Below are 21,598 nucleotides of genomic sequence, written 5' to 3' on the forward strand. Positions count from 1 at the left end.
ATGCGGATGCGACGTTATGGCAGGCCCGCCCATGCCTCTTCTCCTTGCAACACGCGCGCTATCGCGCGCCGCAACCAGCGCGGCTTCACGATGATCGAGGTGCTGGTCGCGCTCGCCATCATCGCGGTGGCGCTTGCCGCGTCGCTGCGCGCGGTCGGCAGTCTGGCGAGCGGCGAAGCGGATTTGCACCGGCGTCTGCTCGCCGGCTGGAGCGCGGACAACGCGCTCGCGGACCTGCATCTGAAGCATGCATGGCCGGACATCGGCTCGACGAGCTTCGATTGCTCGCAAGGCAATCTGCAACTGCGCTGTACCGAGCATGTGACGGCGACGCCGAATCCGGTGTTTCGCCGTGTCGAAGTGATGGTGACGATGCCCGGCCAGTCCGGCAATCTCGCCCAGATGGTCACGGTGGTCGCGAATGAAATCAACCGCTCGCTGTGAGCGCCGCCGCCGTTACGGCGCGCGCGGCTTCACGCTGATCGAACTGCTGGTCGCGATCGCGATCCTCGCGGTGATCGCCGTGCTGTCGTGGCGCGGGCTCGATCAGATCATCCGTGCCCGCACGACGATCACGAACGCGATGGAAGACGAGCGGGTGTTCGCCCAGCTGTTCGACCAGATGCGCATCGACGCGCGCCAGGCCGCCAGCGACGACGAAGCCAGCCAGGCCGCGGTCTCGGTCTCCGGCAACACCCTGCAGATCGTGCGGCACATGGTGCTACCGGGCACCGCGCCGCGTCTGCAGGTGGTGCGCTATCAGATCTCGAACGGCCGCGTGGTGCGCTATGCGTCGCCGCCGATCGGCAACGTCGGCGACTTGCGGCGCGCGTTGCACGGCAGCGACGAAGATTGGACCGCGGTGCCGCTGATGGGCGGCGTCGGCTCGATCTCGGCGCGCATGTATGTGCCGAAGCTCGGCTGGACCATCCAGATGAACGACGTGCAAACCGCGATGAACCAGGCCGTCAACAATCTGAAGGTGCCGCAACTCGGCAACGCGCCGATGCCACGCTCGGTGACGGGGCTCCAGATCAGCATCGGCGCGACATCGCTCGCAAAGCCGGTCACGCGCGTTTTTCTGGTCGGAGAATGACATGACGTTCTCCTCGTCGTTGCCGAAGAAGTCCCCATCCGCTTCGCGCGCACGTGCACGCGAGCGAGGCGCCGCCATCATCAGCGCGCTGCTCGTCGTCGCGTTGTCGGCGATCCTCGTGTCCGGCATGTTGTGGCGCCAGCAGGTGCAGATCCGCCGCATCGAGAATCAGCGGCTGCTGTCCCAGGCGCAATGGGTCGCGCGCGGCGCGCTCGACTGGACCCGGCTGATCCTGCGCTCCGAAGGCGACACGTCGGCGGGCATCACGTATCTGGGCGGCTTGTGGGGCGTGCCGATCGCGAAAACGCGGCTGTCGGATTTTCTCGGCCAGATCGGCGAGGTGCGCGCTGAGCAAGGCGCGGCCACGTACCTATCGGGCTCGATCGAGGACGCGCAGTCCAGATTCAATCTACGCAATCTGGTCGCGAGTCCGGCGCCCGGCGTGACGCAAATCAGCGCCGAGCAGATGGCCGCGTATCAGCGCCTGCTGGTGTCGCTCGGCCTGAGCGGGCAGCTGGCCAAAGTGACCGCGCTGCACGTGCGCGCGGGGCTGTCACAATCGGCGACGCGCTTTCAGACCGGCACGTCCATCAGCAGCTCGCCGCAGGTCGGCGGCGGCGGGATGACGGGCGGCAACTTCACGAACCAGCCCGGCATCGAGGACGGCGAGGACAACGTGGCGGTCGCGCCGCTCTTGATGACGGGCGTCGATTCGCTGCTCGACATTCCGGGCTACACACCGGAGATCGTCGCAAAGCTGCGGCCGTTCGTCTCCGTGCTGCCGACCGTCACTGCGATCAACATGAACACCGCGTCGGCCGAAGTGATCGCGGCGGTGGTGCCGGGCATGACCGTGTCGCAGGCGCAGGCCTTGGTCGCGCGGCGCCAGACCGTGTTTTTCCGCAACGCCGGCGACGTGCAGCTCGCGCTGACTGCCGCCGGCGTGCAATCGGCGTCGATCGATCCGAATCAGTTCGACGTCAATTCGAGCTACTTTTTAGTCCACGGCAGTGTGCAGCACGAGCGCGCCGAAGTGGATCGCACGACACTCGTCTATCGCGATCCGCTGACTCACACTACGCGTATCGTGCGGGTACAAGACCAACTATGAATAACGCAATCCACAGAGAGAGTGGCCTTTGAGCACGCTGATCGTCCTATTGCCGCCGCGTGATCCGGCGGTGCCCTCGCAGGAGTGGCAACTGCCCGAGCTGCCGTTCGTGCTGCTCGACAAGGCCGAGCGCACGCAGCGCGCCGGGCGCTCGGCGCTCGCGCTGCTGCCGCGCGCGAACACGACGGTGCTGATGGTCGCCGCGCGCGACCTGCTGCTGATGCCCGCGACGCTGCCGCCGCTGCGCGGCCCGAAGCTGCGCCAGGCGCTGCCCAATATCGTCGAGGATCAACTGATCCAGGACCCGCAGACCTGTCATATCGCGGTCGATCCGCAGGGGCTTGGGGAAGGCCGGCACCTGCTCGCGATCATCGATCGCGGCTGGTTCCGTTTCATCTGCGAGGCGTTCACGGCGGCCGGTCATCGCAGCCTGCGCGCGGTGCCGGTCACGCGTTGCCTGCCGCCGGCGCCGGTGACCGAAGTCGCCGGGAACGTCGACGAAACCGCCGAGGCGCGCGAGCCGGTGATGGCTGGCGCGGCGAGCGTCGCGACGTCGCCGCCGGGCGTCGCGCCGGTGGTCGCGCCCGAAGCGCCGTCCATCGTGCCGATGGTGGCCGCGGTGCTCGGTGCGGTCGTGCAGACCGCGCCCGCGCTGCTGGTCGAAGGCGCGGTCGACAGCGGCGTGCCGCGCGTCGAACTGGCGATTGCGCGCGGCGTGCAGGGCGAGGGTCTCGCGGCCCCGGCCAATGCAGTGAACGCGACGCTCTCCGCACTGGCGGGAGCGGCGCCGGTGTCGCTGTACATGCTGACCGAAGTGCCGGGTACCGAGCCCAACCAACCCGCGACGAGTCCCGCGCGGCTCGCCTCGCATATCCACGGCGCGAGTCCGCTGCCGTTCGAGCAGCTCGCTCGGCGCGCGCTCGAATGCCGCTTCGACCTGTGCCAGTTCGAATTCGCGTCGCAGCCGTGGCGCCTCGATCGCGCGACGCTGCGGCGTCTGCGTTTGCCGATCGTGCTCGCGGTCGCCGCGCTCGTCGTCGCGATCATCGGCGCGAACGTGCAGTGGCTGATGCTCGCGCGTCAGCGCGACGCGATCAACACGCAGATGACGGAGCTGCTGCTCAACACGTTCCCGAAGACGACCGTCGTGCTCGACGCGCCCGATCAGATGGCGCGTCAGTTGCAACAGCTGCGCGTCGCGGCGGGCGAGCTGTCGCCGGAGGATTTCCTGTCGCTCGCCGACGGCCTCGCACGCTCGTTGTCGCCGCTGCCGGTCAACGGCATCGCCGCGCTCGACTATCACGAGCACCGCCTCGACGTGACCTTCAAACCCGCGATCAAGGTCGACCCCGACTTCGCCAAGCGCCTCGCGCGCAACGGCCTGACCGGCGCGATCGACAGCAGCACCGGCAAGTGGACCATCAGGAACGGACAATGAAAGCTGAACTCGCTCAAACATGGGCTGGCTTCTGGGACCAGCGCACCGATCGTGAAAAGGCGCTGCTGACTTGGGGCGGCGCCGCGCTCGCGGTTGCGATCGCGTGGTCGGTGCTATGGGCGCCCGCGCAGGAAGGCCGCGCGCATTTGCGTCAATCGCTGCCCAGCCTGCAGCGGCAGCTCGCGCAGATGACCGCGCAGGCGAACGAGGCGCGTTCGCTGTCGGCGGCCGCGCAAGGTGTCGCGCCGACCGGCGCGGCGCTGAAGGACGCGCTCTCCGCATCGCTCAGCGAGCATGGCCTCGCCGCGACGCAGGTGCAGTTCGTCGGCAACGCGGTGCAGGTGCAGATGAAAAACGTCGCGTTTCCGGCCTGGACCGCGTGGGTCGATGACGTGCGAAAGCAGTTCAAGGTGCAGGTCTCCGAGGCGCATATCACCGCGTTGAAAGACGACGGCCAGGTGGATCTGACGGTCGCGCTGCAACCGTCGAGCGCGAAATAACGACGCGCCGCTCGCTACAGGATCTCGCATGAATTACTGGATGTGGCGCCTGCGTAGGGCGCTGCCGTGGCTGGTGGTCGCCGTTTTGTCGGTGGCGGCCGTGACGCTCGCGTTGCTGCCGGCCGCGTGGATTACGCCGCAGTTCGCGCGCCAAACGCACGGGCACGTCAATCTCGTCGACGCCGAGGGCTCGCTGTGGCACGGCTCGGCGACGCTGATGCTGGCCGCCGGCTCCGATATGAGCGCGGCGACGCTGCTGCCTGGGCGGATCGAGTGGCGCACCGCGTTCTGGCCGCTTTTCACCGGACGCGTGCGCATGGTCATGCGCCATAGCGAGGCAATGCCCGACCCGATCACGGTCGATGCGACGCCGCGCGGCGCAACCGTCACGCCGGGCGTGCTCGCGGTGCCGGCGTCGCTGCTCGCGGGGCTTGGCGCGCCATTCAACACGCTCGATCTGCAGGGCAACGTGCAGTTGTCGTGGACCGACTGGCGCAGCTTCAACGGCGAAGCGTTCGGCCAGCTGACGATGACGCTCGACGACGTCAGCTCGCGTGTGTCGCTCGTGAAGCCGCTCGGCTCGTACCGGGTCAGGTTTCAGGCGCAGGGCAAGTCGTCGGCGCTCGATCTGAGCACGATCAAAGGACCGTTGACGCTGACCGGCAGCGGCACGATGTCGGCCACATCGACGTCGTTTCGTGGCACGGCAAGCGCCGCGCCGGAACAGCACGATAACCTCGCCGGCCTGCTGAATCTGCTTGGCCGGCCGAGCGGGCCGGATACGGTGGCGCTGACGTTCATGCACTGAGGTGCGCTTCGCGCGCGTAGCGCGATGAAAAAAGAGGCATGGCCGCGAATCGCGGTCATGCCTCTTCTATATTGCGATTCGCTGCGCGCCGGGCGCAGCGGGCAATTATTTGCTTTGCACCCGCGCTTGCGGCGCGTTGCCCTGTGCGATGGACGCCGCGCCGACTGCCGCTGCCGCAGCCGCCGGAGCCGATGCCGGCAGCGGCGCGGGCGCCGCGACATCGCCGGTCTCGCGATTCATCTGCGACGCATCCCAGCCGCCGCCGAGCGCCTTCACGAGCCCCACCGACGACACCATCCGCTGCCCGGCGATATTCTCGAGCTTCTGTTCGGCCGTGAACGCCGTGGTCTGCGCGGTCAGCACGTTGACGAAGCCGACCGTGCCCGCCTTGTACTCGTTCGTCACGATGGCGAGCGCCTGGCGCGCCGAGTCGACCGCCTGCCGCTGCACGACGATTTCCTGCTCGAGGATGCGCAGCGACGCAAGGTTGTCCTCGACGTCCTGGAACGCGGCGAGCACCGTCTGCCGGTAGGTCGCGACATCCGCGTCATAGGTGGCGCGCGCGGCCTCGGTTTGGGCCTTGCGCAGGCCGGCGTCGAAGATCGTCCCGGCCAGTTGCGGGCCGAGCGTCCAGAAGCGCGACGGCAACGTCAACAATTGCGAGAACACCGAGTTCTCGAAGCCTCCGGTCGCCGACAGCGTGAGCGACGGGAAGAACGCGGCGATCGCCACGCCGATCTGCTCGTTGGCCGCCGCGGCCTTGCGTTCCGCCGATGCGATATCCGGCCTGCGTTCGAGCAGCGCGGACGGCATTTGCGCGGGCACGGCGGGCGGCGTCGCGGTGAGCGGCATCGGCGGCAGCGAGAACATCGACGCGGGCACGCCGATCAGCACCGCGATCGCGTGCTCGTCCTGCGCGCGCTGGATGCCGTTCTCGATTGCGGCGGCCTGCGCCGATTGCAGCTGCGTTTGCGCCTGGATCACGTCCGAGCGCGCGGCGACGCCGGCCGCGTACTGATTCTGCGTGAGCTGCAGTGAGCGCTGATAGGCGAGAACGGTGTCGTCGAGCAGCTTCTGCGTGGAGTCGAGCGCGCGTAGCAGGAAGTAGGTCTGCGCGAGCGTTGCCTGAGCGGACAGGCGCGCGTTTGCGAGTTCGGCGGCCGCGCCCTGCTGGCCGGCTTTTTGTGCGTTGACCGAGCGCGTGACCGAGCCCCACAGGTCCGGCTCCCAGCTCGCCGTCATCTGGACGTTGAAGCTGTTATTGATGCCTTCGCGACTCGTCGCCGTCGTCGCATTGCCGCCGGTTTGCGTGCCGTTGCCCGAGCGGGTCGCACCCGCCGACGCACCGATGGTCGGGAAGTACGCGGCCCGCGCTTCGCCGACGAGCGCGCGCGCCTGCCGGTAGTTCGCGGCGAATTGCGCGATGGTCTGGTTCGCTGCGTTGAGCTTGTCTTCGAGTTCGTTGAGCTTCGGGTCTTCGTAGATCGCCCACCAATCGCCGCGGTCGTGTTGATCGGCGGGCTCGGCAACCTTCCAACCGGGCGCGGCCTCCTTGAACGACGCGGGGATCTCGGTGGCCGGCCGCTGATAGTTCGGGCCGACCGCGCAGGCGGCGACGAGTGCCGCGCAGGCCGCGCTGACGGCAAGGGATAGGACGCGCGGTGCAAATGCCCGCGCGCGCGAGATTCGAACAGACTGCATGCAATGAATTCCTTCTGGACGCCGCGGTATGGCTGGGGAAGGGCGCCAGCGACCGGGCGAGATCGTGGTCTGCCGGAATGTTAGCGTATGGGCCCGCGCGAGCGCGGGAAACCGAAAGCTGAAAGGTTAATGCGAGGCGGTGCGCAGGTGTGTTACTTGCGGTGACGCGATGGTTACGCGTTGTTACCGGCGGAGCGAGGGGCAGCGGGTTTGCCCTGTTTGAAATGGCGAGAAAGGCGCGGCGAATCGGTACCCCTTCAGAGCCTCGTTTCCGTGGATTGGGTCTGCTGGCGTTGACGCTGACGCTGACACGCGAGCTTGCCAGCCGAGGCCCGGCACGACGCACCACCGGATGCGATGCAAGCGTTGCCGCTGTTGGCTGTCGCGGCGACGACGTTTTCCGTCTCAATCGCGAAGCTTTCCTTCGGCAATACGATTTCGCTGGATTCCACGATTACTGCGTTGCCCTTCTTCGCCCGCTTCGTTTCCCGTCGATGCTCGGCCCAAGCGAGCAGCGCGACGCCCACGGACCCGCCCGGCAGCACGAACAATCCCGCGAATAGCGCGAGCTTCCACCAGCGGTGCCGGCCCTGGAAGCTATGGAGTGCGGAATCGGTCAGTGAGCGGCTGAGGCCGCCAAGCGTGTTTTTGAGGTACAGCATTGGGGAAATCCTTTGGCGCGCGTCGCGAGGCGGGCGACGTGCGGTCGATCGGTCAGAACATGGTCTCGAATGGCGCAGGACGCGCGAAACTCATTGCTTATCATAATATTGACCATGCAATCAAATTTCAAGATACTGTGGGGTGCAAATGATTCGACTGTTGTTTTTAGGCTGGCTCGTTGCGCACCGCAAAATGTGATTTGACTTGTCTGCTTAGGCAGCTAAACTTCGTCTTGCGTGGATGTTTCGGATACCCCATGGTTGATGGCCCCTACAAAGCGGACGAAGTCGAGCTCACGAGCAGTCTTGGCTACTACCTGACGAAAGCGCGCAATGTGCTGGTCGAGCGCACGGACCGTGCGGTCAAGCCGCTCGGACTCACCGCGCAGCAGATCGGCGTGATTCTGATGCTGTCGTCGCGACGCGCCAGCACGCCTTTCGAGCTGTCGCGCGCGATGTCATATGACAGCGGCTCGATGACGCGACTGCTCGATCGCCTGGAAAAGAAAGGCTTCGTCGTGCGCACGCGCAGCAACGACGATCGACGCATGGTGAAACTGGAGCTGACACCGCAAGGCCATGAGGCCGCGCGGCAACTGCCGAACCTTGGCGCGACCGTGCTGAACGACCAACTGCGCGGCTTTACCGCCGAGGAGCACGCGACGCTGATTCACCTGCTCGCCCGTTTCATCGCAAACGGTCCCGAGGGCGAAGCCGACGTGGATTGCGGACCGGCGCCACCGCCGGACGAGCCGCGGCGATGAGCCGAAGCATGCGTCGAGGCGCGGTCGTCGTCGGAGGGCCGCGGCGCTTCATCACGAAGTACTAGCAAGACAATCACAAGGCGCCTTTCCAAGGCGCCATTGTCATCAGATATCTGTCTGGGCAGAGGGTGATGCGGCATATAAGCATCCTGCCTGGGACGCCCGATAAAGCTGCCACGACAAGCTTTTGCCGCCTGAGGAGAACCAAAATTATGGATGCCACGGCTTCCAACGCCGCGCTGCCCGCAGCAGAACCCGCTCCGCTCGAAGGCGGCACGCTCGCGCTGCTGACCGTCGGCCTTGCGCTCGGCACCTTCATGGAGGTGCTCGACACCTCGATTGCGAACGTCGCAGTGCCGACCATTTCCGGCAGTCTCGGCGTCGCGGCCAGTCAGGGTACCTGGGTGATCTCGTCGTACTCGGTCGCTTCGGCGATTGCCGTGCCGCTGACCGGCTGGCTCGCGCGACGCGTCGGCGAGGTTCGGCTCTTCACGCTGTCGGTGTTGCTGTTCACGATCGCGTCGGCGGCCTGCGGTTTCGCGCATAACTTCGAATCGCTGATCGCATTCCGGCTTGCGCAAGGGCTCGTGTCCGGGCCGATGGTGCCGCTGTCGCAGACGATCCTGATGCGCTCCTACCCGCCCGCGAAGCGCGGCCTCGCGCTCGGCTTATGGGCGATGACGGTGATCTGCGCGCCGATCTTCGGCCCGGTGATGGGCGGCTATATCACCGATAACTTCACGTGGCCGTGGATCTTCTACATCAACGTTCCGATCGGCCTGTTCTCGGCGTTCTGCGCGTACCTGCTGCTGCGTGGCCGCGAAACGCAGACGACGCGCCAGCGCATCGACGTGGTGGGCCTCGTGCTGCTCGTGACGGGCGTGTCTTGCCTGCAGATGATGCTCGACCTCGGCAAGGACCGCGACTGGTTCAACTCGACGTTCATCGTCGCGCTCGCCGTGATCGCGCTCGTGTCGATTGCATTGCTGCTCGTGTGGGAGTTGACCGAGGAGGAGCCGATCGTCGACCTGTCGCTGTTCAAGGATCGCAATTTCGCGCTTGGCGTCGTGATCATCTCGTTCGGCTTCATGGCGTTCTTCGGCTCGGTGGTGATCTTTCCGCTATGGCTGCAAACGGTGATGGGCTACACGGCGGGCCTCGCGGGTCTCGCCACGGCACCGGTCGGACTGCTGGCGTTGTTTCTATCGCCGATGATCGGCAAGAACATGCATCGGCTGAATCTGCGCATGGTCGCGAGCTTCGCGTTCATCGTGTTCGCGATCGTGTCGTTCTGGAACTCGACGTTCACACTCGACGTGCCGTTCGGCCACGTGATCCTGCCGCGGCTCGTGCAGGGCATCGGCGTCGCGTGCTTCTTCGTGCCGATGACGACGATCACGCTGTCGAGCGTGCCCGACGAGCGCCTTGCGAGCGCGTCGGGTCTGTCGAACTTTTTCCGCACGTTGTCGGGCGCGATCGGCACTGCGATCAGCACGACGTTCTGGGAAAACGACACGATCTATCACCACGCGATGCTCGCCGATACGGTCAGCACGTATTCGGCCAACACCAACGCCTATACGAATGCGCTCGCGGGCGCCGGGCTGTCCGGCGACAGTCTCACCGCGCAGCTGAACCAGGTGGTGACTAGCCAGGCGTACATGATGGCCACCAACGATTTTTTCCGCATCTCGTGCGCGGCGTTTATCGTGCTGGCCGTGCTCGTGTGGATCACCAAGCCACGCAAGGGCAGCGGGCCCTCGTTAGGACACTGAAGCAAACACGCGGCAGCGGCGAATGCATTACCGCCGTCGCCACAGCTTCAGCTATTGCGACATCGCCTCGCCATTCGGCAGCCTGGTGGTCTTTCCGGGCATCGTCTCCGGATGCGTCGCATCGGGCGCGTTCTGCGATGGCGTCGCACTGCCTTGCGGCGCGCTGGCGGCTGTGCCCGTGGTGCCTCTCACATACTGCTTGAAATCAGCACCGGCTTCCCACGGATTCGGCTTGCAGCCGAGCGAGCTGTCGCAGTGCGCGGAAAAGCCGATCGTTACGGTGCCATCGGGTTCCGAGGCGCGCGTGATCTGAAACGCGAGAGCCCGCTTGCCACCGTCGGGGCCGGCGGTCTGGATCAGCGAGTCGTTAGCGGTCTCGATCTTGTACTTCGAATGACTCGCGACCCACGATTGCGCCCGTTGCCACCAGAGGTCGCATTCGGCCTTGTTCGAACACGTCAATGGCTTGGTCGCGATCTGCATGACGTCCGGATTGACCTGACCCTGCGTTGAGCATCCCGCAGTCGCTACGAGGCACAGTGCGGCCAACAGAGCTTTGTTCTTCACGTCGGTACCTCCCCTGCGAAGCCTGTCATAACATTTTGGACCACCCCATCCAGGCGGTGTTTCACTCAGATCAGAGAATCGCGACGGCGCGTGGAGAATTTGCCGATTGCGCGCGCTCGAAGAGAGCAATCCGTAGAGCTTACTTGCGGGTTTCGCACGACAAAGAAAAAGCGGCCACGTGGGCCGCTTGATCACTTCTCGAGTTGTTGTGGTCCGAGCGCTCAGACACTGAAGCGATTGAGCGTATAGGCCCGATACGCGGCGACGAACGCGTCGAACGAACCAACCTCGTCGCGTTCGAGCTTCGCCTGTTCGTCGAGCGATTGCACCGCGAGGTCCGCAAACGCCTTGGACTGCACGGCATCGAGCGGACGCGCGCGGAAGTACGCGGCGTGCGCTTCGCTTTGCGCGAGGCCGAACGCGAGAAAGCTCTGCTGCTGGTCACGCATAGTTTGCAGCACGCGCGCCGATGGCGTGAGCGATACGTCCGCGAGCTTCGCGCGTTGCGCGGCGACCGCGCGCGCGTGTTCGTCGCCGCCCCTCAAGCCGTCGAGCACGGTCGCCGCGGCGTCGATTTTCACGAGCAGTTCGTCGGCCCATTCGGTCATCGCGACCGGCCTGCCGTCGCGAACCAGTTCGAGGCCTGGCTTGCGGCCTTCCATCGTCACGCGGCCGAAGTTCTGATTCGCTTCGGTGTAGGCGGCCGGAGGCAATGGCGCGCTGTCGTCGAGCGCGCACACCAGCAGGTACGCGTCGAGAAAGCGCGACGTTTCGAGGGAAATGCCGCTCGGCTCGAACGGATCGATATCCATGCAACGCACTTCGACGTATTGCACGCCGCGCACGGCAAGCGCATGGAGCGGCCGCTCGCCCGGATAAGTGACGCGCTTCGGACGGATCGTCGAATAGAACTCGTTTTCGATCTGCAGCACGTTGGTGTTGATCTGCACCCACTCGCCGTCGCGTTGCGTACCGATCTGCTCGTAGGCGGGATACGGCTGGCTCACGGCTTTCGCGAGCGCGTCGAGATAGCCGGGCAGCGTGTCGTAGTCGGCGTGCAGCGCGGCCTGCGCGGTCGTGTTCGAATAGCCGAGATCGCTCATGCGCAGGCTCGTCGCGTACGGGCGATACAGCGTGTCGGCGTCGAACGTGTCGAGCGTGTGTTTGCGATCGCGGAGGAATCGACGATCGAGCGCGGGCGACGCGCCGAACAGATACATCAGCAGCCAGTTCGTGCGGCGGAAATTGCGGATCAGCGCGAGGTAGCGGTCGGACTGGAAGTCGACGGCGTTCGCGGTGGATTGCTGCTCGGCGTGCAGCAGGCGCCACACTTCTTCGTTCAGCGAATAGTTGTAGTGGATGCCCGCGATGCACTGCATCGTGCGGCCATAGCGCAGCGCGAGGCCGACCCGGTACACGTACTTCAGCTTGCCGATGTTCGACGTGCCGTAGTGCGCGATCGGAATGCCGTCGTCGGTGGCGGGTAACAGCCCCGGCATCGAGTTGTTCCACAGGATCTCGTCGCCGAGCTCCGCGTAGACGAAACGATGCAGCACGTCGAGCTGCGCGAGCGTTTCGGCGGCGTCCTGCTCGGCCGGCGTGATCAGCTCGAGCAGCGCCTCGGAGTAGTCGGTCGTCAGCGACGGATGCGTGAGCGCCGAGCCGAGCGCGCGCGGATGCGGCGTCATCGCGAGCTGGCCGTCGCGCGTTACGCGCAGGCTTTCCCTTTCGATGCCGCGCAGGCCGCGTATCAGCGCATCGCGCTGCGGGCTCGAGTCGAGCACGGACAGGCGGTGCGAAAGCACGTCGGTCGTGCCGGATGGTGTGGTGTTTGGCATTGATGCAGGTCGGGCGTTGCCGGTCGCCGTGTATCGCCAGACGATTCACAGGCGATACAGCGGCTGACAACGTTCGGCGGAATTTTCAGTAGCGGGCACTTTAACATCTCGCCAGATCGGCTGCTTGCGGCCGCTTCGGCGGGGTTTGAGCGCGCATGGCGGGGTCGCGCTGAACTGCGCCATCGCCATCAGCGCGTCGTGACGACGCTCAGCTCAACTCACCCGCCGCGCGCCGCGCCCGCCCGATCCGCTACCTCGTTCCACAGATGCATCGCGGCATACGCGCGATACGGCCGCCACGCGTCGCTGCGGCTGCGCTGCTGTGCTGGCCGTATCAGCGAAGGATCGCGCGCACAGATCGACTGCATCAGCACAAGATCCGACGCGGGCCATGCATCGGGATCGCGCCATGCGCGCATCGCGACGTATTCGACAGTCCATGGGCCGATGCCCGCGAGCGCGAGCAACGCGGCGCGCAGGCTCGCGGCGTCGACGGTGTCGCTGCTGTCGAGCGGGACGTCGCCGCTCGCGACCGCGCGCGCGAAGCCCTGTAACGCGGCGACGCGTTTGCCGGGCATGCCGATCTGCGCGAGATCGACTTCGGCGAGCGCGGCCGGCGTCGGAAAACGCCACGCGGTGTCCTGGTGCGGATGGCCGTCGATGCGTTGGCCCGCGCGCTGCACGAGCCGTCCGATGATGGTCGTCGCGGCCTTCACGCTGACCTGCTGACCGACGATCGCACGCACCACCAGTTCGAAGCCTGACCATGCGCCCGGCACCCGCAGGCCAGGCACCGCGGCGACGAGCGGCGCGAGCCACGGGTCCGCGGCGAGTCCGGCGGCGATCTTCTTCGGATCGGCGCGCAGATCGAACATCTTCGCGATCGGCGCGGCGAGTGCATCGGCATGCCGGCTCGCCGGCCCTTCGATGCTCGCGACGATGCAGCGCTTGCGCTGATGCAGCCGCACGCTGAGTGTGCCGCTGTCGCCGTTCCAGTCGATCGCGCGACGATACGCGCCGTCCTCGACGGCTTCGACGCCAGGCGTCGCGCGGCCGCTGAAAAAACGCAGCAGCCGCGGCCAGTCGAAGGGTGCCTTGAACGGTAATTCCAGAGTTGCGACGTCGTTAAGCGTGCTCAAGCGGCGTGATCCAGGTTGGAGTGGCGGGAATCGGCGTCGGGGCGGCTTGCGCGGCGGCGCGGCGCGTCGCCGGCTGAAGCGCCGCCTGCGTGCTGCGACTCATTGTCGAGCAACGCGGCCTTGCGCGGCAGCCCCCAGCGATAGCCGGCGAGCGCCCCGCCCTTCTGCACGACGCGATGGCAAGGAATCGCGAGCGCGACCGGATTTGTCGCGCAGGCACTTGCGACGGCGCGTACCGCGCGCGGCGAACCGACCGCCTCGGCGATCTGCGAGTAGCTGCGCGTTTCGCCGTACGGGATGCGTCGCAAAGCATCCCACACGCGCTGCTTGAACGCGGTCGACGCGATGTCGAGCGGCAGGTCGAAGTCCTGGCGCGTGCCGCGCAGGTACGCATCGATCTGCGCGATGAACGGTGCTAGGCGCCCAGCGTCCTCGCGCAGCTCGGCGTTCGAGAACTCGCCGCGCAATTCGTCGATCAACAGCGCGGTGTCGTCGCCGAAACCGATCTTGCAGATGCCCTTATCGGTCGCCGCGACCAGCACGAAGCCGAGCGAGGTGGGCGCGCTCGCATAGCGCACCGTGAGCCCGGCGCCCTTGCGCCGGTAAGCGGAGGGCGCCATGCCGAGCTCGGCCGGCGCGCTGTCGTACATGCGCGAAGGCGAGCCGAAACCGGCGTCGAGTGTCGCTCGCGTAACATCGGCGCCGCCCTGTAGCGCGTCGCGCAGCGCGGCGCCGCGCTGCGCGGCCTGGTACTGACGCGGCGACACGCCGACGACGCGCTTGAACAGGCGCTGCAAATGAAACGGGCTCACGTGCACGGCGTCGCTCAGTTGCGCGAGCGTGAGGCGCTGCTGCGGATCAGCGTCGAGCGCCGCGCAGGCCCTCGCGACGATGTCAAGCTCGCGTGGCAGGCCGCCCGGCTGGCAGCGCTTGCAATCGCGGAAGCCCGCGGCGCGCGCGGCGGCGGCATGGGTGAAGAAGGCGACGTTTTCGCGGCGCGGCTGGCGCGACGCGCACGACGGCCGGCAGAACACGCCGGTCGTCCTGACCGCGTAGAAGAATGCGCCGTCGGCATCGTGGTCGCGGTGGGTGACGGCGTCCCAGCGCTCGTCGTCGGTGCGCCACTGGGTCGCGTCGGCGTCCGCGGTGGTGCGCATGGGGGTGGAATGGCGAGTGGTGGCGTTCATGATGTCCTGGGGCCCGGATGGGCAATCAGTGTCGATGCTCATCAATCTAGGCCTGTTCGCTACACAGTACGCGCCGGTTCTTGCTCTGTCATTCGGACGCGCTTGTCCTCACCCATAGTGGGGTTAAACCGGGCAAATCGCAGTCCGAAACGCCGCGGAACGCCCCGCGGCCGGGCGTTTTGCCTCAAACTGCGACAATTTTGCACGATATCGGGTTTTCCCTTAAAAAGTTATTGCGTCGCACCAAGCCGATGTGTATATTAGTACCTGTCTCCTCCATGTCTCCTCCTGATATGGATTCAGCCCGCTCCATTTGAGCGGGCTTTTTTTTGCCCGCCGATCCGCCCCCCCGCCCATTCTCCTACACTTCCTAATCGGTTCTCCGAACTAGCAAAAGGGCGTTCAACATGAAAATCCACATTCGCGAGATCGACCACGTCGTGATCCGGGCGACGCACGTCGACACCCTCGCGCGCTTTTACTGCGACGTACTCGGTTGCAGCGTTGAAAAGGAGCAGCGCGAACTCGGCCTCACGCAACTGCGCGCGGGCCGATCGCTGATCGATCTGCTGCAGGTCGGCGCCAAGCTCGATCGCGCGGAAAACGGTGAGGCGGGCACGGGGCGCAACATGGATCACCTGTGCCTGCGCGTCGAGTCGTTCGACGCCGACGCGCTGAAGGCGCATCTGAGCGCGCATGGCGCGCGGCTCGGCGAACAGGGGGTGCGCTATGGCGCGGACGGGTTTGGACCGTCGCTGTATCTGTTCGACCCGGAGGGCAACATGGTCGAACTGAAGGGGCCGCCGGAGGCGGCGCGAATCACGTCGCTCTGAAAGCGAAAGCGAAACTGCGCAAAAACCGGTTCAGGCCGGTTCCATCACGCGTCGGCGGGCGCTTTCAGTACGGTCCAGTCGATCTTCACCGCGTCGGCTTCGGCACTGCCGAGCCAGGCTTCGCCGTCCTGCACCGTGCATTGCAGCCGCATCGTGCGCTCGGCGAGTGAGCCGAGCGATGCCGCGACGTCCTCGCCGAGCGTCCAGACCGTCACGTTGCGCAGGCGCTCGACCTTGTTGCGCACGCCCTGCCACCAGATTTCCGAGGTCCGCCCGCCATACGCGATCACGATCACGTGACTGGAACGGCCGCTCGCCTTCGCGATGCGGCGCTCGTCGGGCTGGCCGACCTCAATCCAGGTGTCGATCGCGCCGGTCAGATCCTTCGCCCACAGATCCGGCTCGTCGACATCCGACAAACCTTTGCAAAACTCCAGCCGCTCCTGTGCGAACAGCGCGAACGCGGCGACGCGGACCATCATCCGTTCGTCGGTTTCCGAGGGGTGACGGGCGATCGTCAGTGAATGGTCGGCGTAATAGTGCCGGTCCATGTCCGCGATCTGCACTTCGGCCTTGTATATCGTCGATTTGAGAGCCATGCCGTTGCTAAACCAGGCGCTCGCTCCACCGGAGCGCAGCGAAAATGAATCGTCGACGGCGCGTTGCCGTTTCTTGTGTTTGCTGTACATCGTCTGTTCCTCCCGCGCCGTCGGCCGGTGCCTATGACACGAAAGGAAGCATTTACCGGGCCACCACCGGTTCCATGGCGGTGCCGTACACGTCGCGAGCCGCCTCCCGCAGCGCCTCGAGCACGACGGCGGCCGCCGGAGACAACAGATGCGACTGGCGCGTGATGATACCGAATGTGTCCATCCTGCACGGTAAATCAATCGGTACGCGTTTCAATACCCCGTACTGTTGGTACTGACGCGCCACTTCATCGGGCAATACAGCCAACATGTCGCTTTGCAGCAGCAAGCTCGAAATCGCGAGGAAGTTATTCGTATTGACGACGTTCTGCGGCGGATTCAGGCCAATCTGCGAAAACATCAGATCGAAGCGGTGGCGCAGCACGCTGCCAGGCGGATGCAGCACCCACGCCGCGTTGACGATACCGCGCAGCGTCAATCCCGTTTCGTTTTCGAGCGGATGGCCAGGCCGGGCGACCACGCACAGCGGTTCGTCGGCGAGCGGCTCGTAGCGCACGTCGGTCTTGAACTGATTCTGCCGTTCGAGCACGCGGCCGATCATGATGTCGAGGTCGCCTTCGGCGAGCCGCGGCAGCATCACGTCGGAGGTCTCGACCTCGGTCCAGATCTGCAGCTGCGGATAGCGCTCCTTCACGCTCGCGATCGCGCGCGGCACCATCGTCGCGGCAGCCGCGGCGATCACGCCGATGCGCACCTGACCCGCGAGCCCCGAGCGCAGCGCCGAGATTTCGTCGTGCGCCTGGCTAAGGTTCGACAGCACCATGCGCGCGTGGCGGATCATCACCTCGCCGTACAGCGTCGCGTGCATACCGTGCGGCGTGCGGTCGAACAGGCTCACGCCGAGCATGTCCTCGAGTTCTTTCAACAGGCGCGACGCGGCCGGCTGCGTCATGCCGAGCACGTCAGCCGCGCGGCGCACGTTGCCCTCCTCCTCCATCGCGGCAAGCAGCAGCAACTGGCGCGTCTTCAGGCGCGCGCGCACGAACCAGTTCGAATAGCTACGCGTCATCGCAGGGGTCTCCAGGTTTTTACGGGCGATGTTTGTACGTTCTGCTTTGAAGTTCCCATGATGCCATATCGAAACTGATATCGGAGAAGCCTAAAAAGGGATTGGAAAGTTATTGGGACGACTCATACCATTCGTGGACTTTTGTGAACTTCCGGTGCGCCTTTTCCGCCGATGAACCGCGATCCGCTCGTCCCCCTCGTTACCAGCCCGTTTCGCCATTACATCAATGGCGGATGGGAGACGGGTGCGACCGCGGGCGTGTCGCTCAATCCGTCGGACCTCGACGAACCGGTCGGCGAATACGTGCGGGCCGACGTGCGGCAGACCGACAGCGCAATCGAGGCGGCGCACGCGGCGTTTCGCGACTGGTCGCTTGCCTCCGCGCAGCGCCGCGCCGACGCGCTCGACGCGATCGGCAGCGAAATGCTCGCGCGCCGCGAGGAACTGGCGCGTCTCCTCGCGCGTGAAGTCGGCAAGGTGCTGCCCGAGGCGCTCGCCGAAGCGACGCGCGCGGGGCAACTGTTCAAGCTGTTCGCCGCCGAGGCGCTGCGCGCGTTCGCCGAACCGCTCGCGTCCGCGCGTGCCGGCGTCGAAATCGACGTGACGCGCGAGCCGCTCGGGGTGGTCGGCGTCATCGCGCCGTGGAGCGCGCCGCTCGCGATCGCCGCGGCGAAGATCGGTGCCGCGCTCGCGCATGGCAACTGCGTCGTGTACAAGCCGGCCGAATCGGTGCCGGCCTGCGCGGCGGCGCTCGCGTCGATCGTCAGTCGCGCGGGCTTGCCGGCCGGCGTGTTCAACCTCGTGATGGGCAGCGGCCGCAAAGTCGGTGCGCGAATCGTCGCGCATCCGCTCGTCGCCGCGATCAGCTTCACCGGTTCGTCCGATACCGGCACACGTGTGCTACAGGCCGCCGCGACGCGCCAGGCGCGCGTGCAGCTCGAGATGGGCGGCAAGAATCCGTTCGTCGTGCTGGCCGACGCCAATCTCGACGGCGCGGTCGATGCCGCGCTGACCGGCGCCTTCAGCGCGACGGGCCAGCGCAGCACCGCGGCCGCGCGGCTGATCGTCGAGCGCGCGGTGTTCGCGCAGTTCGTCGACGCGTTGCAGGCGAAGCTCGCGAAACTCACCGTCGATCACGCGCTGAAGCACGGCACCGACATCGGCCCGGCGGCGAACGCCGCGCAGCTCGAACGCAATCTCGAATACGTGCGCATCGGCGAACAGGAAGGCGCGCAATTGCTGCGCGGCGGTAGGCAGCTGCAGCGCGCGACGCGCGGCTATTTTTTCGAGCCGGCGCTGTTTGTCGGCGAACCGGAGCATCGCATCGCGCGCGAAGAGATTTTCGGGCCGCTCGCGGTCGTGCTGCGTGCGGACGATTACGAACACGCGCTGCATCTCGCGAACGACACCACCTACGGTTTGTGCGCCGGCATTTGCACGCGCTCGCTCGAACGCGCGCGGCATTTCCGCCGCCACGTGCAGAGCGGTCTCGTCACGATCAACCTGCCGACCACGGCCGTCGAACATCACGGACCCGGCGGCGGGCGCAAGGCGTCGGCCTATGGCGCGAGCGATGCCGCGTTCTGGACCGCCGTGAAAACGGCGTACGTGGCGGGCTAGAACCGATGAGCCGCACCACGGTTTTCGCCGCGCCACTGGCCGTGCGCCCCGCTTCACGAATCGCCCGGCTTGCCGAGCCGAGATCCACCCCGATCCGCGCGTCGGCTGGCGCCGCCCGCGTTACCCCGCTGCAACTACCACGACATCAATGCAGCTTTTCAACCTCAGGAGACAGTAGATGACCAGCAAGCTTCGCCGTTTGACTCTGACCGCGATCGCCGCCGCCGCCCTCGCCGCGCCGTTTGCCGCGCAACTGTCCGCGCATGCGGACGAGCCGCTCAAAGTCGGCTTCCTCGTGAAGATGCCGGAACAGGCATGGTTCATCAACGAACAGAAAGCCGCGACCGCGCTCGGCCAGAAGGACGGATTCTCGGTCGTCAACATCGGTACGCCCGACGGCGAAAAAGTGCTGGCCGCGATCGACAACCTCGGCGCGCAAGGCGCGAAGGGCTTCGTGATCTGCGCGCCCGACGTGCGTCTCGGACCGGCGATCCAGGCACGCGCGAAGCGCTACAACATGAAGTTCGTGACGGTCGACGACCAGCTGGTCGATTCGACCGGCAAGCCGCTTGCCAACGTGCCGCACCTCGGCATGTCCGCGTTCAAGATCGGCAATCAGGTCGGCACGGCGATCTCCGAGGAAATGAAGCGCCGCGGCTGGAAGCCCGAGGAAGTCGGCGCGCTGCGCATCACCGACTACGAACTGCCGACCGCGAAGCTGCGCACCGACGGCGCGACGCAGTCGCTGCTCGCCGGCGGCTTCAAGAAGGAAAACATCTTCGACGCGCCGCAGAAAACCACCGACGACGAAGGCGGCTTCAACGCGGTGTCGCCGGTGCTCGCGCAGCATCCGAACATCAAGAAGTGGGTGATCTTCGCGCTCAACGAGGAAAGCGTGCTCGGCGGCGTGCGCGCGACAGAACAGCTGCACATTCCGGGCACAGACGTGATCGGCGTCGGCATCAACGGCGCGGGCGAGGCGTTCGCCGAGTTCCAGAAGAAGGAACCGACGGGCTTCTACGGCACGATCGCGGTCAGCTCGACGAACCACGGCAAGGAGAGCACCGAAAACCTCGTCGAATGGATCAAGGACGGCAAGCAGCCGCCCGCCGATACGCAGACCACCGGCAAGCTGATGGTCCGTAGCAACTGGCAGGACGTGCGCAAGGAACTGGGTATTTAAGCGAAGTTCTCGCAGCAGACGGCGGGCCGCATCGCGCGTTGCGTTTAGCGTGAGCGTGGCCCGCTCTGGTTACATCCGTTCGAGGTTTTTCCGATGACGTCCTTATTCACCGGGTCTCATGCCGGCGACGCGGCGCTTGCGCCCTCGCCTGCCCCGACGCCCGCATCCGACGCTCCCTATCTCCAGCTCGAGGGGATCACCGTGCGCTTCCCGGGCGTGCTCGCGCTCGACCAGGTGTCGCTCGAAGTGCGCCGCGGCGAGGTGCATGGCCTGATGGGCGAAAACGGCGCCGGCAAGTCGACGCTGCTGAAGGTGCTGTCCGGCGTCAATCACCCCGTGTCGGGCACGCTGTCGCTCGATGGCGTCGAGCAGCAGTTCGCGACGACCAAGGCGGCAATCGCCGCGGGCATCGCGATCATCTATCAGGAACTGCATCTGGTGCCGGAGCTGACGGTCGCCGAGAACCTGATGCTCGGCGCGCTCCCGAATCGCTTCGGGGTTCTGGACGAAAAGGCCTTGGTCGCGCGCGCGATGCGCGAGCTCGAACGGCTCGGCGAAAAGCTCGATCCGTCGCAGCAGGTCAAGCATCTGTCGATCGGTCAGCGGCAGATGATCGAAATCGGCAAAGCGCTGATGCGCGACGCGCGGGTGATCGCGTTCGACGAACCAACCAGCTCGCTGTCGTCGCGCGAAACCACGCAATTGTTCCGCATCATCCGCGCGCTGAAGGCCGAAGGCCGCGCGATCATTTACGTCACGCACCGGATGGATGAAGTCTATGAACTGTGCGATCGCGTCACCGTGTTTCGTGACGGCCGCCGCATCGACACCTTCGAGGCAGGCGCGGGACTCGATCGCGATCGGCTGATCAGCTGCATGGTGGGCCGCTCGATCACCGATGTGTACGGCTATCGCGCGCGCGAGCACGGCGACGTGCAGCTTCAGGTCGACGGCCTGATGGGGCCGGGCCTGCGCGAGCCGGCATCGTTTTCGGCGCGCAAGGGCGAGATCGTCGGCTTTTTCGGGCTCGTCGGCGCGGGCCGCTCCGAGTTGATGAAGCTGATCTACGGCGCGGTCAAGCCGAGCGCCGGCGGGGTCGCGCTGAAGGGCAAGCGCGTGCAGTTCGCCACGCCGCGCGACGCGGTGCGCGCCGGTGTCGCGCTGTGTCCCGAGGATCGCAAGCAGGAAGGCATCGTTTCGATTGCGTCAGTGTCGGACAACCTGAACATCAGCTGCCGCCGCCACTTCAGTCGCTTCAACGTGCTCAACGGCCGCAAGGAAGCGCAGACCACGCGTGAGTTCATCGGCAAGCTCGCGATCAAGACCCGCAACGGCGACACGCCGATCGGCACGCTGTCCGGCGGCAATCAGCAGAAGGTGATCCTGTCGCGCTGGCTCGCCGAAGAGATCGACGTGTTCCTGATGGACGAGCCGACGCGCGGCATCGACGTCGGGGCTCGCAGCGAGATTTACGGGCTGTTGTATGGGCTCGCCGAGGCGGGCCGCACGGTCATCGTCGTATCGAGCGATCTCGCCGAAGTGATCGGCGTGACCGATCGCGTGATCGTGATGAAGGAAGGCCGCATCGTCGGCGATCTGCCGAAGGCGCAAGCCACGCCGGATGCGCTGATCAAGCTGGCGTTGCCGCGCTGATCGG

The 21,598-nt window shown here is 66.0% G+C and carries 20 protein-coding genes; 12 read left to right on the forward strand and 8 right to left on the reverse strand.

Translation table 11 applies throughout. From position 1 onward, the window contains the following. The 6 genes from gspI to AB3X96_RS01115 are packed head-to-tail and all read left to right on the forward strand — an operon-like array spanning position 1 to position 4,953. Complete coding sequence (gspI, locus tag AB3X96_RS01090) at positions 1 to 444, forward strand: type II secretion system minor pseudopilin GspI (RefSeq protein WP_368588279.1); 444 nt, start codon at positions 1 to 3, stop codon at positions 442 to 444. Continuing rightward, positions 422 to 1,096 carry a type II secretion system protein J gene (locus tag AB3X96_RS01095; protein ID WP_368588280.1) on the forward strand — a complete coding sequence of 225 codons (675 nt, stop codon included), beginning with the start codon at positions 422 to 424 and terminating at the stop codon, positions 1,094 to 1,096. The genes gspI and AB3X96_RS01095 overlap by 23 nt, the downstream gene beginning before the upstream one ends. Position 1,097: 1 nt before the next feature. Then, on the forward strand, positions 1,098 to 2,207 hold the full coding sequence (gene gspK, locus AB3X96_RS01100) for a type II secretion system minor pseudopilin GspK (RefSeq protein ID WP_368588281.1): 1,110 nt from the start codon (positions 1,098 to 1,100) through the stop codon (positions 2,205 to 2,207). Positions 2,208 to 2,235: 28 nt separating this feature from the next. Then, on the forward strand, positions 2,236 to 3,645 hold the full coding sequence (gspL, locus tag AB3X96_RS01105; RefSeq protein ID WP_368588282.1) for a type II secretion system protein GspL: 1,410 nt from the start codon (positions 2,236 to 2,238) through the stop codon (positions 3,643 to 3,645). After that, complete coding sequence (locus AB3X96_RS01110) at positions 3,642 to 4,145, forward strand: type II secretion system protein M (protein WP_176109890.1); 504 nt, start codon at positions 3,642 to 3,644, stop codon at positions 4,143 to 4,145. The genes gspL and AB3X96_RS01110 overlap by 4 nt, the downstream gene beginning before the upstream one ends. A gap of 28 nt (positions 4,146 to 4,173) precedes the next feature. Further along, positions 4,174 to 4,953 carry a type II secretion system protein N gene (locus AB3X96_RS01115; RefSeq protein ID WP_368588283.1) on the forward strand — a complete coding sequence of 260 codons (780 nt, stop codon included), beginning with the start codon at positions 4,174 to 4,176 and terminating at the stop codon, positions 4,951 to 4,953. A gap of 105 nt (positions 4,954 to 5,058) precedes the next feature. On the opposite strand, the gene AB3X96_RS01120 is transcribed toward AB3X96_RS01115, so the two are convergent. Both AB3X96_RS01120 and AB3X96_RS01125 read right to left on the reverse strand, forming a co-directional pair. Beyond that, positions 5,059 to 6,654 (reverse strand): efflux transporter outer membrane subunit, encoded by a 1,596-nt coding sequence (locus tag AB3X96_RS01120; RefSeq protein WP_368588284.1) that lies wholly within the window; start codon positions 6,652 to 6,654, stop codon positions 5,059 to 5,061. 257 nt (positions 6,655 to 6,911) lie between these two features. Then, positions 6,912 to 7,316, reverse strand: a complete 405-nt coding sequence (locus AB3X96_RS01125) for a hypothetical protein (protein WP_368588285.1) — start codon at positions 7,314 to 7,316, stop codon at positions 6,912 to 6,914. 257 nt (positions 7,317 to 7,573) lie between these two features. Here AB3X96_RS01125 and AB3X96_RS01130 point away from each other — a divergent pair, with 257 nt between their 5' ends. Continuing rightward, the gene (locus AB3X96_RS01130) at positions 7,574 to 8,080 is read left to right on the forward strand and encodes a MarR family winged helix-turn-helix transcriptional regulator (protein WP_368588286.1); all 507 of its coding nucleotides are present in this window, start codon (positions 7,574 to 7,576) and stop codon (positions 8,078 to 8,080) included. 212 nt (positions 8,081 to 8,292) lie between these two features. After that, positions 8,293 to 9,855 (forward strand): DHA2 family efflux MFS transporter permease subunit, encoded by a 1,563-nt coding sequence (locus tag AB3X96_RS01135; RefSeq protein ID WP_368588287.1) that lies wholly within the window; start codon positions 8,293 to 8,295, stop codon positions 9,853 to 9,855. A gap of 51 nt (positions 9,856 to 9,906) precedes the next feature. Here AB3X96_RS01135 and AB3X96_RS01140 read toward each other — a convergent pair whose 3' ends face one another. From AB3X96_RS01140 to ada, 4 genes are all read right to left on the reverse strand, one after another. Continuing rightward, complete coding sequence (locus AB3X96_RS01140) at positions 9,907 to 10,422, reverse strand: hypothetical protein (protein WP_368588288.1); 516 nt, start codon at positions 10,420 to 10,422, stop codon at positions 9,907 to 9,909. A gap of 221 nt (positions 10,423 to 10,643) precedes the next feature. Continuing rightward, positions 10,644 to 12,260 (reverse strand): glutamate--cysteine ligase, encoded by a 1,617-nt coding sequence (gshA, locus tag AB3X96_RS01145; RefSeq protein ID WP_368588289.1) that lies wholly within the window; start codon positions 12,258 to 12,260, stop codon positions 10,644 to 10,646. A 218-nt stretch (positions 12,261 to 12,478) separates the two neighbouring features. Beyond that, entirely contained in the window at positions 12,479 to 13,399 is a 921-nt protein-coding gene (locus tag AB3X96_RS01150; RefSeq protein WP_368588290.1) for a DNA-3-methyladenine glycosylase, read from the reverse strand. Beyond that, entirely contained in the window at positions 13,396 to 14,556 is a 1,161-nt protein-coding gene (gene ada / locus AB3X96_RS01155) for a bifunctional DNA-binding transcriptional regulator/O6-methylguanine-DNA methyltransferase Ada (protein WP_368588652.1), read from the reverse strand. The genes AB3X96_RS01150 and ada overlap by 4 nt, the downstream gene beginning before the upstream one ends. Before the next feature lie 437 nt (positions 14,557 to 14,993). Here ada and AB3X96_RS01160 point away from each other — a divergent pair, with 437 nt between their 5' ends. Beyond that, entirely contained in the window at positions 14,994 to 15,419 is a 426-nt protein-coding gene (locus AB3X96_RS01160) for a VOC family protein (RefSeq protein WP_176367340.1), read from the forward strand. A 44-nt stretch (positions 15,420 to 15,463) separates the two neighbouring features. On the opposite strand, the gene AB3X96_RS01165 is transcribed toward AB3X96_RS01160, so the two are convergent. Both AB3X96_RS01165 and AB3X96_RS01170 read right to left on the reverse strand, forming a co-directional pair. Continuing rightward, positions 15,464 to 16,018 carry a YaeQ family protein gene (locus AB3X96_RS01165; protein WP_368588653.1) on the reverse strand — a complete coding sequence of 185 codons (555 nt, stop codon included), beginning with the start codon at positions 16,016 to 16,018 and terminating at the stop codon, positions 15,464 to 15,466. A gap of 142 nt (positions 16,019 to 16,160) precedes the next feature. Then, positions 16,161 to 17,138 (reverse strand): LysR family transcriptional regulator, encoded by a 978-nt coding sequence (locus AB3X96_RS01170; protein WP_176109880.1) that lies wholly within the window; start codon positions 17,136 to 17,138, stop codon positions 16,161 to 16,163. A gap of 171 nt (positions 17,139 to 17,309) precedes the next feature. On the opposite strand from AB3X96_RS01170, the gene AB3X96_RS01175 reads away from it, so the two are divergent. The 3 genes from AB3X96_RS01175 (at position 17,310) to araG (ending at position 21,594) form a co-directional block, all read left to right on the forward strand. Beyond that, positions 17,310 to 18,758, forward strand: coding sequence for an aldehyde dehydrogenase family protein (locus AB3X96_RS01175; protein ID WP_368588291.1), 1,449 nt, complete (start codon positions 17,310 to 17,312; stop codon positions 18,756 to 18,758). A gap of 178 nt (positions 18,759 to 18,936) precedes the next feature. Further along, positions 18,937 to 19,941 (forward strand): arabinose ABC transporter substrate-binding protein, encoded by a 1,005-nt coding sequence (locus AB3X96_RS01180; protein WP_176109878.1) that lies wholly within the window; start codon positions 18,937 to 18,939, stop codon positions 19,939 to 19,941. Between the two features lie 93 nt (positions 19,942 to 20,034). Continuing rightward, positions 20,035 to 21,594, forward strand: coding sequence for an L-arabinose ABC transporter ATP-binding protein AraG (gene araG, locus AB3X96_RS01185; RefSeq protein ID WP_176109877.1), 1,560 nt, complete (start codon positions 20,035 to 20,037; stop codon positions 21,592 to 21,594). Positions 21,595 to 21,598 lie beyond the last annotated feature (4 nt).

This window comes from Paraburkholderia sp. BR13439, from assembly GCF_040948805.1.
Classification (GTDB): domain Bacteria; phylum Pseudomonadota; class Gammaproteobacteria; order Burkholderiales; family Burkholderiaceae; genus Paraburkholderia; species Paraburkholderia youngii.

Coding starts and splice junctions, on each gene's coding strand:
- gspI (WP_368588279.1), top strand. CDS start 1: ATGCGGATGCGACGTTATGGCAGGCCCGCCCATGCCTCTTCTCCTTGC.
- AB3X96_RS01095 (WP_368588280.1), top strand. CDS start 422: ATGAAATCAACCGCTCGCTGTGAGCGCCGCCGCCGTTACGGCGCGCGC.
- gspK (WP_368588281.1), top strand. CDS start 1,098: ATGACGTTCTCCTCGTCGTTGCCGAAGAAGTCCCCATCCGCTTCGCGC.
- AB3X96_RS01110 (WP_176109890.1), top strand. CDS start 3,642: ATGAAAGCTGAACTCGCTCAAACATGGGCTGGCTTCTGGGACCAGCGC.
- AB3X96_RS01115 (WP_368588283.1), top strand. CDS start 4,174: ATGAATTACTGGATGTGGCGCCTGCGTAGGGCGCTGCCGTGGCTGGTG.
- AB3X96_RS01120 (WP_368588284.1), bottom strand. CDS start 6,654: ATGCAGTCTGTTCGAATCTCGCGCGCGCGGGCATTTGCACCGCGCGTC.
- AB3X96_RS01125 (WP_368588285.1), bottom strand. CDS start 7,316: ATGCTGTACCTCAAAAACACGCTTGGCGGCCTCAGCCGCTCACTGACC.
- AB3X96_RS01130 (WP_368588286.1), top strand. CDS start 7,574: ATGGTTGATGGCCCCTACAAAGCGGACGAAGTCGAGCTCACGAGCAGT.
- AB3X96_RS01135 (WP_368588287.1), top strand. CDS start 8,293: ATGGATGCCACGGCTTCCAACGCCGCGCTGCCCGCAGCAGAACCCGCT.
- gshA (WP_368588289.1), bottom strand. CDS start 12,260: ATGCCAAACACCACACCATCCGGCACGACCGACGTGCTTTCGCACCGC.
- ada (WP_368588652.1), bottom strand. CDS start 14,556: ATGCGCACCACCGCGGACGCCGACGCGACCCAGTGGCGCACCGACGAC.
- AB3X96_RS01160 (WP_176367340.1), top strand. CDS start 14,994: ATGAAAATCCACATTCGCGAGATCGACCACGTCGTGATCCGGGCGACG.
- AB3X96_RS01165 (WP_368588653.1), bottom strand. CDS start 16,018: ATGGCTCTCAAATCGACGATATACAAGGCCGAAGTGCAGATCGCGGAC.
- AB3X96_RS01170 (WP_176109880.1), bottom strand. CDS start 17,138: ATGACGCGTAGCTATTCGAACTGGTTCGTGCGCGCGCGCCTGAAGACG.
- AB3X96_RS01175 (WP_368588291.1), top strand. CDS start 17,310: ATGAACCGCGATCCGCTCGTCCCCCTCGTTACCAGCCCGTTTCGCCAT.
- AB3X96_RS01180 (WP_176109878.1), top strand. CDS start 18,937: ATGACCAGCAAGCTTCGCCGTTTGACTCTGACCGCGATCGCCGCCGCC.
- araG (WP_176109877.1), top strand. CDS start 20,035: ATGACGTCCTTATTCACCGGGTCTCATGCCGGCGACGCGGCGCTTGCG.